Origin of the sequence: Nitrosomonas cryotolerans ATCC 49181 (genome assembly GCF_900143275.1) — a bacterium.
GTDB classification, from domain to species: domain Bacteria; phylum Pseudomonadota; class Gammaproteobacteria; order Burkholderiales; family Nitrosomonadaceae; genus Nitrosomonas; species Nitrosomonas cryotolerans.
The window spans coordinates 606368-625255 of record NZ_FSRO01000001.1 but is presented as its reverse complement, the minus strand read 5'-3'; the positions used below and the strand labels follow the sequence as shown (position 1 = coordinate 625255).

Sequence of the window (18888 nt, the reverse complement as noted above, 5' to 3'; positions counted from 1 at the left end):
AGTTAAGTCAAATTGGACTGATTTTCCACCTCGAGTCAGTATTATGAATATTTAACAATCAATGAGTTAAAAATTCGTGCATTGACTAGTTTTTATGCAAATTTACTTAACTTGGCAATACCTATGTACATCTTTCATACTAGCTGGGTTCCCGATAACCCGGGATATTTCGATAATTCAGGCCGCTTTATATTTTGGGCTGAAACGGAATCTAAATCTAAAGACAAAACGCCTGCCAATACCCATGCTGGCACTGTTTTTCAAAAAAAACAGTTACAACAGTTCTTTATTGATGAATTCCCGCTAAAAACAGCACTTGTCAGTGTATTAAATCCACAGCCATCCCATTTCTACATAGCGCTTCCCAGTCAGGACGATATCCCACTGCCAAGCCCTGAAATGGCATTAATTACCGGTGAAATGATACCCGAAGAATTTGACTGGCAGAGCTGGAAGATCTTTGGCTTATCCTTGGAGAAGCCTTTATTATTCTTAAGGGAAATCCGTTTCTTAGCATTACATAAAACGGACCAATTTCGCCTGGGAAGTGATATGCAATTCTGGATAGATTATGCACGCAGTTTTGGGGAAATTGTGCGCAGACACCAATATATCCCATCATTACGATGCTACCTGGAAGCACCCGCTAAAAAAACAACGCAACCGAATCTTAAAATCTCGACTGGCTGGGAACCCGTGGCAACAACCTATGAGCAATTGATTGCTGATTTCTCCAGCATTATGCCCTTGGCTTGTGTCGCCGTTCAGGAACAAATGGGCGATAAGGAGAAAACTGACTCTCCGAGCTTACTGGATCGCGAGCAATTACTACGGCATTTCTCTGAACAAATGCTGGAAATGTTGATACAGAACGTCGACTTTACCAAGAAACTTCAAAATCAATTTGATGATAATTTTTTTGGTCGCCTGATAAACGCTTCTCAGAAATGGCCATTCATTACATCAGAGCAATGGCGTCAATGGCGAAGTTGGAAACAGGGATTATTGGGGCAGGAAAAGCAAAACGGTTTCAATCTGGGAATTCGATTGCAACAGGCGGAGCCCAGCTCACCCGATGCTTGGTTATTAAGATTCTTTGTTGAATCGCGACAAGATCCATCACTCAAACTGTCACTGACAGATTATTGGCATCCAGACTGTGATAAGAGTGCCTATAAACATTTTCTCGACCATGATTTTGAAAAGAACCTGCTGCTGGGACTCGGACAGGCTGCTCGCATTTGCCCTCTACTTTGGGACGGGCTGGAATCAAACCGACCCGTTGGGCTGACGCTCAATATGGAAGCAGCGTTTGCATTTCTTAAGAATGATGCGGGTGTATTGGAGGATGCAGGATTCAAGATTAGCCTGCCATCCTGGTGGACACCAAAAGGACGACGACGTGCACAAATTCGTACTAAAGCATCCGTACATTCCACACCAGGCCAGGAAAAGAGTGATGGGCAATTTAACCTAACTTCAATCTTGCAATATGACTATCAACTCTCGATTGGTGAGCAAGTCGTCACTGAAGATGAATGGGAGTTACTGGTAAATGCTAAATCGCCATTGATTCACTTTCGTGGGGAGTGGATGGAAATTGATAAAGAGCAGATGGAGAGCTTATTAGCTTTATGGAAGAAACAACAAAGTGCTGATGAGACAGTGACATTGACTGACATGCTCAGGCAAGCAGCTGAAGCAGATGAACAAACTCAAATCTATAGTTTTGACGACACACTCTCCGAGATTCTGTCACGTTTGCGTGATAACCAGCGACTACAGTTATTGGATACGCCACAAGCATTAAATGGAGACTTACGTGAGTATCAAAAGCGCGGATTGTCGTGGCTTGTTTATCTGGAGTCATTAGGCCTGCATCCTTGCTTAGCCGATGACATGGGGCTGGGAAAAACAATTCAGGTCATCGCCAGACTTGTTCAGGAACGAGCACAATCAACAGAATCACTTGCCCCCACATTATTAATTGCACCAACCTCTGTATTGGGAAATTGGCAGAAAGAAATTGAACGTTTTGCCGGACAACTGGCGACTGTACTCCATCATGGCGCAACCCGCACCCAAACACCTGCACAATTTAAACAGGACATTGCCGACAAAGATGTTGTGATCACATCTTTTTCACTGGTACGCAGGGATGCCAGTTTGTTTAATCCGATTGATTGGCATCGAGTTGTTATTGATGAGGCACAAAATATAAAGAACCCCCAGTCGGCACAGGCCAAAGCCATTTTCCGGCTCAACGCAAAACATCGATTAGCCATGACCGGAACCCCGATAGAAAATCGCTTAATGGATATGTGGTCCATCTTCCATTTTCTAAATCCAGGCTACCTGGGCACCTCAACCCAATTCAAAAAAACATATGAAACCCCGATTCAGCGCGATAGTGACACACTGCGTTCAACACAACTCAAGAAATTAATTACACCATTTATTCTACGTCGCTTGAAAACGGACAAATCAATTATCAAAGACCTGCCTGATAAAATCGAACAAAAAGTTTACTGCAATCTGACACAAGAACAAGCTTCCCTATATCAAGCAGTGGTTGATGATATCCAGGTGGAATTGGCGCAAGCTGAAGGCATTCAGCGCAAAGGCTTGATGCTTTCCACATTGATGAAGCTGAAGCAAATCTGCAACCACCCTGCACAGTTTTTACAGGATGACAGTGACTTTAGTACCCTTCGTTCACACAAACTGGCGCGTGTCAGTGAAATGGTTGAAGAAGCCATTACTGAGGGTGACAGCATGCTTATATTTACGCAATTCACTGAAATTGGTGCCGCAATGGAAAAACACTTGCGTGAAAACTATCACTACCCGGTTTATTATCTACATGGCGGCACAGCGCGTAAACGCCGCGCACAGATGATTGAACAATTCCAGGATGAAGATGCGCCCGCGTCGATTTTTGTTCTTTCATTGAAAGCCGGTGGCGTGGGCATTACCTTAACCCGTGCCAATCATGTCTTCCATTTTGACCGATGGTGGAATCCAGCGGTGGAAAATCAAGCAACAGATCGCGCATTTCGTATCGGGCAAACCAAGACCGTATTCGCACATAAAATGGTCGCGTTAGGCACACTGGAAGAACGTATTGATCAAATGCTGGAAGAGAAACAGAAGCTCTCAGAAAGCATTATCGGCAATGATGAATCCTGGCTCACCGAACTGGACAATGATGCATTCCGCGCATTAATACAACTGAATAAAAATACAATTTTGGAGGCCTAAAATGGCACGTAAAATTACACGTACCTGGTGGGGCGAACGATTTCTGGATGCTTTGCAACAACGTATTGACCCTGGCCGCCTCAGCCGAGGCCGCGCATATGCTGGCCCAAACAGAATGTTGGATTTTTGTATTGAAGGTAAGGAAATCAAAGCCAAGATACGTGGCAATATTAACGCTTATTTTGGCGTTCATAAAGAACCTAAATATAAGATATCTATAAAACTAAAAACGATTAGCCAGGAAAAATGGAAAGCAATTATTAAAGAAATTGCTGGCAACGCTGCTTGGTTATCACGCCTGATGATGAACGAAATGCCCGATAATATTCAGCAGGCATTTGCAAAACATGGCGTTGACTTGCTGCCCGGAAATCATGCTGGCGACCTTATAACGGATTGCTCTTGTCCCGATTGGTCAAATCCATGCAAACATATTGCCGGCACTTACTATAAAGTTGCCTCTATGCTTGATCGTGACCCATTTCTGATATTCGAACTTCGCGGAATGGACAAAGCAACACTGCACCAAGTGCTTGCTGATTCCCCTCTGGGCAAAGCACTGCTGGCGCAAATTACTCAGCCTGATGCAATCCCAATGGAATACGCACAACATCGTTACACCCAACCCTGTTATCAAAATTACCAGGACATTACCCTCAAACAATTCTGGCACATGTCCGCACCGCCATTACCGGAAACAAGTGCATCCAGTCCGCTCGTTTCAGCTGCATTAATTAGGAAACAAGGTGACTACCCGCCTTTCTGGGACCTGGATCATTCCTTTGTTGAAGTGATGGAAGAAGTTTATGAAAGAATTTCGGTAAAGAATAAAGCGATTTTATAAGGATTGCTATCGCTTATCCTGAAGTGGCCCCCATTAACTAGACAACCTGAAGATAAATTAAGCTCTAACATGGCTGGTTAATCAAGCTCAGGCAGCTTGAGGAATTGCATACTTCTGATAGTAAACTTCATCTGGTGTTAGATCATCAAGACTTTGATGAAAACGTTCCTGATTGTACCAATTGAACCAAATATTTAAACTTTTCCTTACCTCCTTTAGATTGTTGAATTCCCGAGTATATAGGTGTTCGTATTTGACTGTACGCCATAATCGTTCAACAAAAATATTGTCATAGTAGCAGCCCTTGCCATCCATGCTGATCTGTATACCATTGGTTTTTAGCATTGATGTAAATGCCTCGCTGGTAAACTGCACACCCTGATCACTATTCATGATTTTCGGACAGCCATGATCCTGAATGGCAGCTTCCAAAGCCTGGACACAGAAATCAGCGTCCAGTGTGTTGGATATGCGCCAGCTCAATACTTTACGCGAATGCCAGTCCATAATAGCAACAAGATAGCCAAAACCTTTTTCCATCGGCACGTAAGTGATATCGGTCGCCCAAACTTGGTTGGGACGACTAATGGTCCTACCTTTGAGCAGATAAGGATACTTCTTGTGCTGCTTGGCCGGAATACTGGTTTTGGGCTTTGGTGCTGTGCTAATAATGCCCAGTATCTTCATCATTGAAGTTGCTTTCTTGCGGCCTATCATCCTCCTCTGGCGCCTGAACCACGTGGCATAACTGCGTGAACCATACTGTGGTGTTTTCAAATACTGCTCATCCATTTGACGCAACAAGATTAACTCACTTCCATCTGTGGGTTGTGGCTGATAATAATACGACGAGCGTGCAACACCCAGTAAATGGCATTGACGCGATTGACTTAGTTTCTCGTGGTGCTCGATCATTGTTTTGCGCTCAGCAACACTTAATGATCGAGCTTTCTGGCTAAAAAATCGCGTTCCACCGTCAATTGCCCAATCACGCGATGTAAATCGTCGGCACTATGACCATTCTTATTATTGGCGTCACTATTCTTGCCAAACAAATCACTGGCTTTTCAATCAAATGACGTTTCCAGCTATTAATCTGCGTAGGATGGATATGATAACGAGCGGCTAGTTGTGGTACCGTTTCTTCTCCACGTATTGCTGCCAAGGCTATTTTGGCTTTGAATTCTGTTGAGTATTGCATGCGTTTCTTGCTCATGATTATGTCTCTCTATTTATCTCATATCAGAGCTTAACAACTTGTCCAGTTTTGCGGTACCACTTCACAATACACACCACCGTTTTATCCATTGGCACGACAAAGGTATCTGGTCTAAGGTGCTTTTCTTCATCTCAAGAGATGGCGCGGCATTGCCACAAAATATGCCAGAAATACGGCCTCATTCCTCGCCACTGTGAAAATCAGGTGTATCGCTCTCTGGGCAAGCAAGCGCCTCATGACTATACTACCTAGGCCAGGAGCTTTTTTAAGAACAAAGTCATGAAAATTTATGAGCTCCTCAATGTAGATCAAAATACTATAATTTTGAAAAAGATGCATATTATAAAACGCAATAAAGCTGGGGAAAAACAATGCAAGTGATAATGGTTAGAAGTCCTATGTCCGTTCTCAATAAGGATTACATAGGATATGGCTGGGCTAAGGTTAACTTTTCAGAATATGAAACTGCCCCCGAGGTCATTCAAAAAATTAATCAGGAATATCCTCAAGGTATTCGCAGACATACCAATAAAGTTAAAAGATTCTTTAATTTGGAATCTGGGGATATTGTTATTGTTCCATTATCAAAAGCTATAACTATTGGTGTAGTTAATGGAAAAAAATGTTTTGATATTAGTTTAGCTAAGGATCAAGCTTGTAATCTTATTTCTGTGAATTTGTTCAGAACGCATGATGGTCATATTCTTAGAATAGCAAGAAAAACATTAACTCAAGGTTTAGAGAGTCGACTAAAAATAAGAGCAGCTAATGCTAATTTAACAGAATTTAAAGATGAAATTGAAAGAATTATTCAGTCAATCGAGTCAAATGGTGCTTATAAGCAAGAAACTTATTTGTTAGAAAAAATCTCTGAAGCTGAGACCGTTTTTAAGGAAAATTTACTGAAGTCTATAATTTCTGGAACAACATGGCTATCTGCGGGTGGCAATGGTTTAGAGCAATTAGTTAAAGAGCTTCTAAAAATTGAAGGATATACGGCAAGCATTCAAGCAAAAAATCAATCCTCAGATATTGCAGATATCGATATTAAAGCGAGCAAAGTAGATAGATTTTCTGAGTCACATTTAGTAATACAGGTTAAACATCATTCAAATATATCAGGGGAACATGGGCTTAAGCAGCTAATTGCCTATGATGATATTGAAGAAAGGAACTATCAGAAATGGCTCATTACAACAGCCGATTTATCTGAATCATCAATTGAATTGGCTGAAGAACATAACATTAAAACGATGGTTGGAACTGAATTTGTAGATTGGATCTATGACAACATTACCGAGTTATCTTTCAAAACCAAACAATTATTAGGAATAATAGAAATCCCTATGTTGGCAACATAATTCTTTCAAATATACATTTGAATTAGATGATTTCTAAAAATACTCCTCATTTCTGAAGGTTCTAAAAGCTTATTGGCAAACAGATAACGTTCGGAGCCTCTTTTCTTTATTCCGAGGTATGATCGCAAAAGCTTATTCATGGCTTGCTTCCTTTTAGAATGATGTGTGTTGTCAATTATGGGGTCTTTCCCGCGATTCCTATCTATTCCTTAAACTGCCCTCTAAGCATGCTAGCACTGGTGGCGATACTGGCAATGGTACCTATGACACCGGCTACTGAGGCGGCAATAATATAAATAGATTCGCCAGAGGTCAGTGCGATGCCGCCGATAATTAAAATCACCAACAAGCCGAGTGGCAATTGGTAATCTTTCCAAAAACCGGCTTCACTTTGACTCACCAAACGGTTTACCGTGTCTATGGTTTCTGCATTGCGAATAAAGTACGCAAAGCTGTTATTAGCGATCTCCAAATGTCCTTGCTTAACCTTAATTAACCCATTCACAGCCAAATGTTCGATCATCTGAGTATTGGATGGATTGATCCTATGTTGCCTGTCGAGGCTAAGCAACGCTAGTTTTTCGGCATTTGAGCAGGACTCCCATTTAAAACGATAAAGAGCCTCAGCGCGCAATAATATATAGTTGATGGTCGTCCATTGAGCACCAATTCTCGAGTCTTCACCTTGATCCCATAGGCTTTTTTCTGTAGTTTCAGAGGATTCCAAGGCATCGGATGATAAGAAAAATAATTCTGGAAAATCAGAAATTTCCTGTTCCAGCAACCGCTTGTCTACTCCTCGCTCAAGGATATCCGTCACTTTCACATTAAAATCCATCAGACACTCTGCCCATGACAAATATTCCGCATGCTCAAGGATTGAACTCTCTTCTACTAATAGAGGATCTTTCATTTTGACTCTTTGCAAACTGTGATATCCGGTAAAAATGGTAAATGAATTTAGCTGATTCGCCAGGGTGAGTGATTTTATTTCCATAATCAAATCGAGCAGATGTTGCCTAAATTGAGCCTGTTCAAGGCAAGTTTCGATATCCCAGATTTGCACATCCAATTTTTTGCTATCGGCATCCTCTATGACGTTAAGCTTGAGATTGGGCAGGAAGCTATTGCTAGCACCAAGTCTTTGCAGACATGGGCTGAGCTGGTAGAGCGTGTCGAAGCCCACTAATAAATTATTAAGCTTAGGTTCTGTAGATTTACTTTCGTGCATCACGGTGGTTCTAAGTAGCAAGGCCAGGCCGATGCCATTGAGTTTTACCCGATCGCATTCGATGATTAGCTTTGTATGATGCGAGCCCTGTTTCAGGGTGGATTTTGATTTGGTTAATCTTTCAATATGCTGCAAAAAGCCATCTGAATAATACAAACGTGTCCATAACATGCGGCGGTTAAATCCTAACCAAATCCAAATAATGATCCCTATTAAAATGCTATAGCCTGCTACTGGCCATAAGATTTTTAAATCCTCTTGTATTGTGGGTGGCGCAGCAGTGGGAAAACCAGTGGTGAAATAAGCATTTATCCATTGCCATAAATAAGTGGCGCCCACCAGAGAACTGAGGTTAAGGTAGTCGTCGGGCTCGACTTGGGATGAGTGCATTTGACAAGTAATTTTATCCTTCAAATTATTTTCTAATTGGGAAGTCAAGGGTAATAGTGTGATCGGATCTATGCGTTGCTGGGTAATAGAATTCGGATAGCGGCTAAGCGCCATTTTGATCATTTCTTGACGCTCGTAATTGAGCCAATTGCAATGAACCTGTTGATAATGAAAGCCCAGTGCTTTTAGCGGCATCTGCGCTGCAGCATGCAAATAATAAAGGTGCGTCATTGACAACAGGATAGCCACTGCAAACAGTGCTTTGAGACTTTTATTTGTTGACATATGGCTGCTTGAACCTGCAGCGGAAAGACGTTTATTGCAGATACGGAATAGGTAGAATAATAATATCAATACCCCGGCACTGGGCAGTATCCAGGAAAACATACGTACTGACTGTTGCCAAAATTCGGCCAAATCAAATAATAGCCCAATATAATAGAGGCTATAAATAGCGCTGAACATTATTGAACCGGCCATGATGATTATCCGACCATTGATTCCTGCACGTATAAATAATTCGTTTTTTAGAATGTTGGTGTATGAAAATTTGCGACAAACAGTGAGCAAACCGACCAATACCAGTAGTGCAAAAGCAAAGCTCACGCTGATTAACAAAAACTGGTTAGCCATTAAAGCGTCGAGACTATCGTTTGGATAAAAAATCACAATTGCCCAGGCATCAATAGGGGCAGGAATTAACACAAACCGGCCAGACTGCCCATGGTAATGTCCCTCAATTATCTCCTCGCTCAATTCCGGGTAATAATCTAACCTGGCTTTGATCCATTGGCTTAAATTGGATTTATTGTTACCTGAATAGAACAAGTTCTCAACTAAGGCCCGGCTTTCGTTACTATGGAACAGCACGCCACCACTATCACGGTCAATCACCATGTAGGTGAAATCATAGGGGGCGGGTGCCGCCAGGCTTAATGAAGGCAAAATTACATCGGCACCTAATATATAGGCGGTTAACCCGCTTCCTGGCAAGACAGAGTCTTTTGGATCATACATCGGCATCGAAATGGTAGTGCCACGGGTGCCATCACTTATGTTTAACAAGCGTTGGAGATAAACGTTATTGAACTCAACACATTGATCACTATTGTTTTTCTCAGCGGCGAGGCACAGCTGCCAACCTTGGTAATCCCTGATTTTCTTGTAATAGTCTCGTTCAATTAGATTTACGACCTGTGGTGGAGCATTACTTTCTTGATAATATATTGGTGGTAGTGTGGTATTACCTTCATCATTGATGGCAAATACAGTAAGTATATTAGCGGGCAGGTAGCCTTGCTTCCCTTGGCCAATATGGGATTCAACCATTCCGTTAGATTCCACCTTGAGATCCAGGTTGCTTGCCATAAAACTCAAAACGGCTTCACCGCTGACGTTTTTTTGTTGCGCCTGAAGCAATATCTGTTCTGCAGATTGATCCAGCTTTGCGGTTACTTGCCAATTCTCTTCTCCATTGGTATCAACTAAGCAATTAGAAGTAATTAGATAGGCTTTACGAGGCGTAAATGCATAGCCTGGTAACTTTTTTTCGGATAGAGGCTTACAGGATGGCGAAGTTAACGAGACTAGAGAATTTTCGATCATCTGTGAAAAACGGTCAGTTGCTGACACATTGTTATTGGATTCAGTTCCATTTGGTGCATTAAGGGTTGCGAAGTCATCTAGCTCAGCTAACAAATTGTGATAGAAAGGCCGATAGTTGTCTAAACCTTGAAACACCTTAATGAGATCACCATTTAGCTGTGTATATAGTTTCTTGGCATACGCGACTGCTTCTCTATCTTTACTCATCTGCAAGGTAGTTTTTTGCATGAACGCCAGCACGAGAGCGATAAGCACAATGAAAAAACCATAGCTCGAGAGCATGGTAAAGTTCCGATACAATGGCGTAATAGATTGGCTTTTAGGCAACAGGTATAGACGCAGTAGGGTCCAAATAAACAATAAACTGACTAGCGTTACCAACAATAATGATAAGCTCCAGTAACCTGAATCCTCAATGTGTAGTTTGTGTTTTGGTAACAGACCGACTAAGTAGAGGGTATTTATCGTGCCGGTTGGGGAAGCGTTATTTGAACTCTCTTGTTTTTGATTATTAGGCTTTGTACTTAACGCGGTATCCAGAGAAAAAGGGAAGATAAAAATACGAAATTCCCCATAAGATAATTTCATATCTACATGGCTACTATAGCTCGGCAAATGTTGCCTACCATCGTCGCCATCACTACTTTCTGGCTCTTTCAAATTAAATTGATAACGATGTTTACTCTTCTCTATTTCTTTGTTGATACTTGTTAAATTGTCAATTGATATGGTCTTCTCACCACCGATGGTGGCTAATACTTTGCCTTCACTGTTCGCAAAAAGATATTGACTAAAACCTTGCTTTGGAGAGGGTAAAATATCAGCAACTCGAACTTCAGCATCAAAATTCCCGTTCTTAATTAAAATATTATGCCCGGAGAGAGAATAGTTAAAGCTCTTATTAATATTTTGGGCATCGTTTGTTTGTTTTCGCTGATAGCTGGGTAACTGGGCGCGGATAGAGTTAATACTCTCTTCATTCACATGCATTTTGTCCAATTGACTCAAGTTTTCATTAAACTTGTTCGAGGCTTCGTATAAGACTCGATAAAAGTCACTATTGGCAAAATTGCCTCGACTATTAATAAAGCTTAAATAGCCAAAAGAAATGAGCGCCAGCACCACAATAAATGCACAAATCCATATCCGACGGCGTGGCACTGAGGCCTTGGATGATGTCGTCTTAGCGCTTGTATCGGTTGACATCAGCATTCCCCTGTAAGCAAACAGCTAAGTAAACAAGTGTCAAAAATACACTCAGGTGCCAAACGCGCTTATTTATTCATGCTTCGATCCCTCAATGCGTTAGAAAATGTGTATTTTCTCTCATTCACATCAAATCAGTTTTTTCACGCCGCTTACTACATTACAGGGTCTTTAAAAACTCAATCAGCGCCTCACGTTCTGCCACATTCAACAACGGCCCAATCACACCTTTATTTTGTGTATTGTTAAATTCATGGCCGTGATTGGAATTTCCATTTTTTGTCGTATCAAACAAGAATAATCCGCTACGTTTCCCTGTTTCATATCCAACTAATATAGGATCAAACTCCAAATTGCCCACATAAAATTGCTTTGGCCTTTCGCTCACAGGCGATAACAGTGTAAATAAGTTTGGTACACTGCCATTATGTAGAAATGGCGCAGTTGCCCAAACTCCATTAAGTGGCCGTGCTTTATAACCTCTGGTTGCACGTAAACAATTAGGCAGATATCCGTTCATTTCCTGCTGCTGTTCACTGGGTATTCCATTTTTACTATACCAAAGATCAACTGTTTCCTGCACAACGGCTCCTAACGATAATGCAAAGTTGGCTTTTGCATCATCAGTAACATTCAATGCAGCACATTCTGCATCTGCAAAAACACCTGTCGCCAGGCCCATACCAATGGTATTGATTGTACGATCAGCCAACACTGCTGCTTGATTAGGGTCGGTGCCAATGAGCTCGGTTGAGAATAACTTTAAGTCCAATAATCGTGTACCAATTGCATTTTTTACGGACCAATATTGTTCATTCCAGAACTCTGAGCTGCCTACCGGTGGCAAATGACATTCCTGACAATATTGTTTATATAGATGCTCACCTACCGCCGCTTTTTGTTGATCGATATCTCCCAAAATATTTTGTGGCCATTGTGGGGAACGCAATCCACTAAATTGCCGATGCTCAAACGGTGCAGCTTCGCCTGCCAATGATTTTTCAATCGCATACAAATTCATAACATGCACAGAAGAAGCAAAATTATTCGACTTGTCTTTATTTAAATTTAACAAAGCGCCAACGCCTAATGCCTCCCCCGCATTACGAATCATCGGTTGCATAATCGATGCATCATATTGCACCCAAGCAAACCAGGAACTCGTCCAGATAAATGGAAAACTCACAGGAGCATTGGGAATTACAAAATTTTCTGGCCGCTCAGCATCCAGTGCAAACACTTGGTTACCAATTCTATTTAACGCATCTGTGCGCCCATAGCCCTCGGTCTGCGCGAGATTGGCCTTCACATTTTTTACAATATCTACCAGTACTTTACTTTCACGGCCTTGCTCAATGTCTTTATTGATAATTCCTTGATTTTGTATGCTAATAGATTGAAATAACTGATTAACTAAAAACATAAATGCTTTCGTATATTCTTTACGTAACTCCTTGAAGCCTTCATCTGAGTATTGATCGGCTAATACACGCTCAGCAAAACGTTTAAATTGACGCTGACCAATATAAGTTTCAAGCATAGAAACCAGGATAGTGCTCATTAGCTTATTTGCACTTATCATCGAGGGGCCACCATCGTAACGCACTCCTGTGCCTTTATAATTCAACTGTCCCGTATGACATGCCGCACATGTTAAGCCAATAGCACGATAAGGTTTACCTTCCAGATCAGTTGCTGCATGATCGACTGCGAAACCCACAGGTAGATTCGCGCTATTATATAAACCCAATGAACCGGCAATAAATCCCAAACGCTCTAAAAAATCACCATCAACGATTAATTTTTTGCTAAACAAACTTAACCCTGGTTGTTCTAGCGCAATAAACCACTCATACGGAACAAAAAAGCTGGATGTGCCTTGTGACACATAATGGAACCATTGCCGTTGATCATCATCCCAATTTTGATCCAGCCAAACTACTTTTTGCACAGCTTGCAACTCTGGCAATTCTTTATCTGCGCATGAGGAAAGTCCAACAAGGCTCAACAACAATAACAATCCAAAGTGATTAAATTTCATCAGACAAACCCTCTTTAAAAGTACGCTAAGAATCGAGAAAATCAAAAGAGAGAAGAAAAAATAAACATTCTTTCTGATCACAACCCTTAAATATCATGAGCCAATAAATTCCTAGCGTAGGTTTTATACTGGTAATCCTTTTAAAACTCACGAAAGAGCAGTTTTCTGCTTAACCTCCAAGCCTTCCACATATTTCCTCATGGCTTGCATATAGTTATTCATAGCGTGATCTTTTAAGGCATCGAGGCCAAATTTACCGAAATCACTACGTAGGCCATTTATCCCATCGAGAATTCGTCTGTAAGTAGCAATACCCGGATGCAGCTTCCCGTCCGCATCGATATACATCAATTGATCAATATGCCAATATTTCAACAAAAGGCCCATCGGTGGTACTTCGGCCACAATATCGTTATTATTTGCAACCCTAAAAGATCGTCCTTCAAACCGCTGATCGAAGGCTGTCACAAAGCTTCTGTCCCCGGTACGTGGTTGTCCGAATGTGTAAAGGCCTCGGACATCAAACTGTTGATTCCTTATTCCATCTCCGAGACTCAGACGTGCTGCGGTCAGTGTGGCTAAAGCTGCACCTAGGCTGTGACCAGTTACCCAGATAGCCTGATCATGGGTTCGTAGATCTGTGATCGCGGTTTCTAATTGCGGCCATGCCAAATCCAGTGCTTCGTAAAAACCACGATGAACCTTATTCTCTACATTTTTTATCGGTCCATCGACAAACCTGAACCGCACATTGGTCAGCCAGTCCATTAGATCTCTCTGCTGAGTGCCTCGAAACACGATCATTAGAACATTGAGATCGGCGCAAACAAATGCCTGAGTACCGACGAACGGCTTCTTATTGATATTAATAGTTTTAAACTTGCTGAACCCCCATTTTTTTACCTCTTGTGCTCGTAGCGAGTCGGATTCCTCATAGGCTAAATTCGAGGCTGCAGCGAGGCACAATGCATTATTCGGCATAAATCCGGTCGCCAAAGGCTCAAATGGATTCTTTAAACGATCATAGCGATAATCTCTTTGGCTCATTTATTGCTCTCCTTCAGTTGCTAGTCGAACAATTCTTTAAATGAAGTATCCGAGGAGTATTTCAAATGAAATATCCAATTTTCGCTGACGGATACAACCCTATATCTTCCAGACTCCATTTTTGATAGCACATCTCACTTTTAACTCAGGGTAATTTTTTCATAGCCTGTTCATTTTTGAAAAGCTGACTGGTTAATTGATAGCCCAATTCCCGATAAGATTCAAACTGCCGTTCGTCAAAAAATTGATCTGCAGTCGGCTCATTCGGATAACTGGGGTGGCTGGCTCTATAAGCATATAAATCACCAGGCAAATTACGAGTGAGTGTTGCCTTGATATATATGAACAAGCCAACAAAGGCTTTTTCTGTTACATCTTCTGTTGAAATATCGGGATAAATAATGTCACCAATAGCGTATCCCCGTTCCGACAAGTTATATTTTTCATCGTAAATCTCAGCGCCTCTCGTACTGGCAGAAGCCTGGCTACCGGGCAATAGCCCAGAGAGATCAAAAGCTTCATCAAGAAAACGAATCGATACGCCAAAATCTACCCGTATGCGTTCAATAGCACTGCCAAGATCATCAAAAGTAAAATTAGAATCTGTTGAACCGTCCGCTAGTATAATCACGGGCGTTCTACGACGTACCAATTCATAAATGCCCGTATTATCAAAGTGCCCACCATCAGACAGTTCAATAAACATGCTTTTTTCAGAGTGACCAAAATTAAGCAAGCTACCAAGCCCGGGAACAATATAATTGGGGCGTATAATTGAATTTAATATTCTTAAAGAAATGGCGGGACTAAAAGTCCAATATCCTAAGCGCAAGCCTAGAAAAGTCATTAAAAACGCTACAAACGGATTAATGGATTCACCTTCACCAGAAACTCCCGAATGAGGATTTGCAGCCCCTCCGGAAATAGACATCGCTGTTGCCAAAGTCATTTGGCCACCAGAAAAACGATCAGTGGCAATATAATTCGTAGCAGCGCTGCCACAAAATAACGGCGAAAGCAAAAAACTGTCTCCCACCCGACCACGGTAATGGGGCGTTATCGCATTGTTGAGAATGACATTACAATTAATCAATTGATAAGGCGACCAATTGCCATGGGCTGCCATGTCGGACAATAGCGTTTTGTCAGCTTCATTTCCTCGCTCACAGATTGGCGCAGTCGGTGACGTTTGAGGAGCTTTTAAAAATGTTTCCATCAATCGGTCCCGATACATTTTATGGGGAGACATTTGGTTAATGTTAACAATGATAGAAATGATGAAGGCAGCAATCAATATGGGCCAGAATGAATCTTGGCTTGTATATATCATCTCGCCAATCAGATAAGAAAATAATAAAATAAAAAATATAAAAACTAAAATACTTAGCGCTGTTATCAACTTACCGATGACCCTCTCTTTACCGTCACTTCTCTCGGCTTCCTGTCGAAAATTCCTTATAGCCAAAGTTATACTAACAAGGCCTGATATCATGGAACCCCAGACACCCGGTTGATTAATAGACAGCTCTTCACGAAAAACAAGCAAAACAGCTAATGGCAGCGCAGCAAAAAATAATGAAGCAATGATTAGTTTCAACAGCACACCCAGTATTTCCTGAATCTTTACTCGATAACAATATGATATTGAAAAATAATATCCTATAAAACTCCTGAATCCATAAAAAAATACAATGGCAGAAAATGCTATCGTCAGAATGAAACTGATTGACAGGAAAAAAATTACAAAATCAATTCTCCCCCCATTGATAACAGTACCATCTATGGCAGATGGCGCCATTCCCAAAAGAGATTGGCGGAAGTTAGCTGCGTCAACAATATTGTTAGCATTAAGAATGCTGGTGATAATCTCTGAAGATGCAATAACCTGCAGCAGAAACATTACCAGGCTAAATAACAATGTATAAGCGACAATTGAGTACAAAACACTCATCAGAATTACGCCAATAAGAGAAGTGAATCCTAACGGTTTGGGAATTAAATATTTTCCATGCTGACGAATATAGCTCAGCACCTGGTCTTCTGGTTCGCGACTATTCTGACTACCGGAAAATGTGTTGATATCGCCAAAAGGGAATGTCTTATGAACCTTCTGATACCAACTTAGAGCTGAACCAGCGTAACCCCCGCCAGACACGGTTGACAGGTAAGTAACTTTGTCCATGGTTGTTGGTTTTTTATCAGAAAGTCGCTTATTTAATCCCTGGATAACGCCGATGGAAAATGATGCTGAACGAATTCCTCCTCCAGATAGAGCTAGACCATACCAGGGTCTCTTGGGGTGGGGGTAAGCTCCATGATCTATTTCAGGGTGATGCTTACGTACGTATTCTGAGTAGGTTTTTTTAACAAAAGTCTTGTAATCGTTATTAAGATAATCTTTGAAATTGCTGTCAAACTGATCGGCAAATTCTTCCTCGATATGCCGCCTTTCTTTAACTATAACTTCATCTGCTTTGGCTGTTCCATCAAAACCAATCTTTTTTATGAGTGCTTTCACTTTTTGGAACATGTGATCCGCCTTTCAATAAGATTTATCATAAAGTATCGTTAAAAAGCACAACAATTTGACTAAATTTTGCGTTGTATTATTCCTTAATCGACCAAAGACCTATATTGACAGCAAGTAAAAACCGGCACATTCATATACGGTAATTCAAAAACGTTTCGTACGACTTGCGCCTATAAATGAGGCTAACTTCAGTCTGCACACCTATCTATCGAAGAACTGTAAGAGGAAGTTGCTAAAACCTCATGTTAGAGAAAAACATACTGTTAACTATTTAGCCTTCCTTCAAAATAACATCTGCTGCTTTTTCGGCGATGATATAGATGGCACTGACAATAAAGAAACCAGGAATCTTGGGAAAAACAGAGGCATCAACCACCCGTAAATTTTTCGTGCCTCGAACGCGAAATTTACTATCTAACACTGCCATCTTATCGCTCTCGGCTCCTATTGAGCAGGTGCAGGAGGCATGATGACCCCAAGCCTGATTCTTAACAAACTCACTTAAATCCTCATCCGATTGAATCGATTCTCCAGGTAATTCCTCTTCAGCGATTAAGCCCTGTGCTTTTAATGGCTTCGTAATCTCTCGAATGAATTTTATTCCCTCCACTACCGATTTCAGATCCTCACCAGCGTTATCATTTCCTTCTTCAAAGTAGCGAAAATTGATGTAAGGCGTATCTTGAGGATCTATCGATTTCAAACTAACAAAGCCAGCGGTGTTGTTAGTGTGCGCTTTAAGAATTGCCCAAGTGAGATAATTAAGGTGTTCAGCGGTCAAGCGAGAATACGTAGGAAAGTAACCGCGGAATAGCGCTAGTAATGCAAAGCAAAATAGATCAGGTGACTGTCTTTCCTTCATAGAATGTTTGATCACAGCAAGTACTGCACCATTTGAGGTGTAAACACCTTCGCGCTTCTCCGCCCATTGTTTATACTGAGGGTCGCCTTTAGCATATTTCGCCCCTTCCAGTACCTCCCAGCTTTCGAAATTCATACGATTAACGACACCTACTTCATAGCGGTCCTGTAAATTGCGCCCAACTCCAGGCAACTCAACTCTAACCTCTATTCCGTGTTTCTCTAGCTCCTCTCTCGGTCCAATACCTGACAGCATGAGCAATTGTGGCGTATTGAAAGCGCCTCCTGATAAAATAACTTCCTTACTGGCTTTTACAACACACCGCTCACCAGCTTCATTCCTGGGCTGACTGCAAGCACGGTAAAGACGCGAGCCTTTTATATATTCCACGCCAATAGCGCGATTCTCTTCATCAAAAAGAATCCTGGTCACCAACGCATTTAATTCAATGGTAAGGTTTTTTGGATACGCCTTTTGAGCTTCCAGTAATCTTTCACGAGTTCCCATGCGCTGATGATTTCTAGTAGCAAGTGGTGGATAACGCAACCCAGTGGAACTATCCTCCACTAACCGCCAATCATTGGGATCCCCGACTCCTTCCAGTTGCCACCCTATGCGTTTGAGTGGTTCGCTGAGTTCTTTAAAAGCTTCTTTTACTGATAACGCAAGACTTGCTACCAATGACTTGTCACCTAAAGCGGTTTTGGGGATCGCCTTTTCCGTATGCAACCATCCATCCCAACCGTGTTTAGAAGGGTTAATGCCTAATTTGGAGAGAAGCCGAAGAAAAGGACGATGATTGCAATTCTCCAATTTCTGGAAATAGCTTCTCATTTTCCGAGCACTCCAGGAAGAATCCCCTGTCAAGTTTGCAATATAATTCCAGTCATCATTATGCGGATAAACTGTAATCATTGCATTGTGAGCGGTACAGCCTCCCAGGCAACCAGCCCTGGGATATAACACGCCATCCACTCGCTCGCCTTGATAAGTAGAGGTATATTTAGGATCTTTTTTTTGCTGCTCATCATTCTCATAATGACGCACAAAATAATCCCACCTCATTGCCTCATTTTCGGTAGAAATCGCGTGAAAAACAGGTACTTCATAATCCTCCGGTAGGCGATTGTCTGAAGATACGGCATCGCCACCTTGCAGCACAACTGGATCACCACCGGATTCAAGCACCAGTACCTTCTGACCATTCTCTGCCAAACGGGCAGCTACTGTACCGCCACCCGCACCAGATCCGACAACAATATATTCAAATTCAGATTGCATGTTACTGACT

10 protein-coding genes are annotated in these 18888 nt (G+C 41.7%); 3 read left to right on the top strand and 7 right to left on the bottom strand.

Annotated features, from left to right (window positions below):
- The first annotated feature begins 123 nt into the window (after positions 1-123).
- Positions 124-3261, top strand: a complete 3138-nt coding sequence (locus tag BUQ89_RS02725; RefSeq protein WP_028462500.1) for a DEAD/DEAH box helicase — start codon at positions 124-126, stop codon at positions 3259-3261.
- A 1-nt stretch (position 3262) separates the two neighbouring features.
- Positions 3263-4105 (top strand): SWIM zinc finger family protein, encoded by an 843-nt coding sequence (locus BUQ89_RS02720; RefSeq protein WP_036574149.1) that lies wholly within the window; start codon positions 3263-3265, stop codon positions 4103-4105.
- 87 nt (positions 4106-4192) lie between these two features.
- Here the strand turns inward: BUQ89_RS02720 and BUQ89_RS02715 are convergent, their stop codons facing one another.
- The gene (locus tag BUQ89_RS02715; RefSeq protein ID WP_281250618.1) at positions 4193-5086 is read right to left on the bottom strand and encodes an IS3 family transposase; all 894 of its coding nucleotides are present in this window, start codon (positions 5084-5086) and stop codon (positions 4193-4195) included.
- 7 nt (positions 5087-5093) lie between these two features.
- A complete protein-coding gene (locus BUQ89_RS02710) occupies positions 5094-5321 on the bottom strand; it encodes a helix-turn-helix domain-containing protein (protein ID WP_143772740.1) in 228 nt (75 codons plus the stop codon).
- Between the two features lie 374 nt (positions 5322-5695).
- On the opposite strand from BUQ89_RS02710, the gene BUQ89_RS02700 reads away from it, so the two are divergent.
- Positions 5696-6685: a restriction endonuclease gene (locus tag BUQ89_RS02700; protein ID WP_028460948.1), complete on the top strand. Its 990-nt coding sequence runs from the start codon at positions 5696-5698 to the stop codon at positions 6683-6685.
- A 202-nt stretch (positions 6686-6887) separates the two neighbouring features.
- Here the strand turns inward: BUQ89_RS02700 and BUQ89_RS02695 are convergent, their stop codons facing one another.
- The 5 genes from BUQ89_RS02695 to BUQ89_RS02675 form a co-directional block, all read right to left on the bottom strand.
- Entirely contained in the window at positions 6888-11117 is a 4230-nt protein-coding gene (locus BUQ89_RS02695) for a hypothetical protein (protein WP_028460947.1), read from the bottom strand.
- A gap of 160 nt (positions 11118-11277) precedes the next feature.
- On the bottom strand, positions 11278-13158 hold the full coding sequence (locus BUQ89_RS02690) for a di-heme-cytochrome C peroxidase (protein WP_051537519.1): 1881 nt from the start codon (positions 13156-13158) through the stop codon (positions 11278-11280).
- A 147-nt stretch (positions 13159-13305) separates the two neighbouring features.
- Positions 13306-14205, bottom strand: coding sequence for a lipase family protein (locus tag BUQ89_RS02685; protein WP_051537518.1), 900 nt, complete (start codon positions 14203-14205; stop codon positions 13306-13308).
- Between the two features lie 145 nt (positions 14206-14350).
- Entirely contained in the window at positions 14351-16735 is a 2385-nt protein-coding gene (locus BUQ89_RS02680) for a patatin-like phospholipase family protein (RefSeq protein WP_036572664.1), read from the bottom strand.
- A 271-nt stretch (positions 16736-17006) separates the two neighbouring features.
- The gene (locus tag BUQ89_RS02675; RefSeq protein WP_028460944.1) at positions 17007-18878 is read right to left on the bottom strand and encodes a GMC family oxidoreductase; all 1872 of its coding nucleotides are present in this window, start codon (positions 18876-18878) and stop codon (positions 17007-17009) included.
- Between the last annotated feature and the right edge of the window lie 10 nt (positions 18879-18888).

Coding starts and splice junctions, on each gene's coding strand:
- BUQ89_RS02725 (WP_028462500.1), top strand. CDS start 124: ATGTACATCTTTCATACTAGCTGGGTTCCCGATAACCCGGGATATTTC.
- BUQ89_RS02720 (WP_036574149.1), top strand. CDS start 3,263: ATGGCACGTAAAATTACACGTACCTGGTGGGGCGAACGATTTCTGGAT.
- BUQ89_RS02710 (WP_143772740.1), bottom strand. CDS start 5,321: ATGAGCAAGAAACGCATGCAATACTCAACAGAATTCAAAGCCAAAATA.
- BUQ89_RS02700 (WP_028460948.1), top strand. CDS start 5,696: ATGCAAGTGATAATGGTTAGAAGTCCTATGTCCGTTCTCAATAAGGAT.
- BUQ89_RS02695 (WP_028460947.1), bottom strand. CDS start 11,117: ATGTCAACCGATACAAGCGCTAAGACGACATCATCCAAGGCCTCAGTG.
- BUQ89_RS02690 (WP_051537519.1), bottom strand. CDS start 13,158: ATGAAATTTAATCACTTTGGATTGTTATTGTTGTTGAGCCTTGTTGGA.
- BUQ89_RS02685 (WP_051537518.1), bottom strand. CDS start 14,205: ATGAGCCAAAGAGATTATCGCTATGATCGTTTAAAGAATCCATTTGAG.
- BUQ89_RS02680 (WP_036572664.1), bottom strand. CDS start 16,735: ATGTTCCAAAAAGTGAAAGCACTCATAAAAAAGATTGGTTTTGATGGA.
- BUQ89_RS02675 (WP_028460944.1), bottom strand. CDS start 18,878: ATGCAATCTGAATTTGAATATATTGTTGTCGGATCTGGTGCGGGTGGC.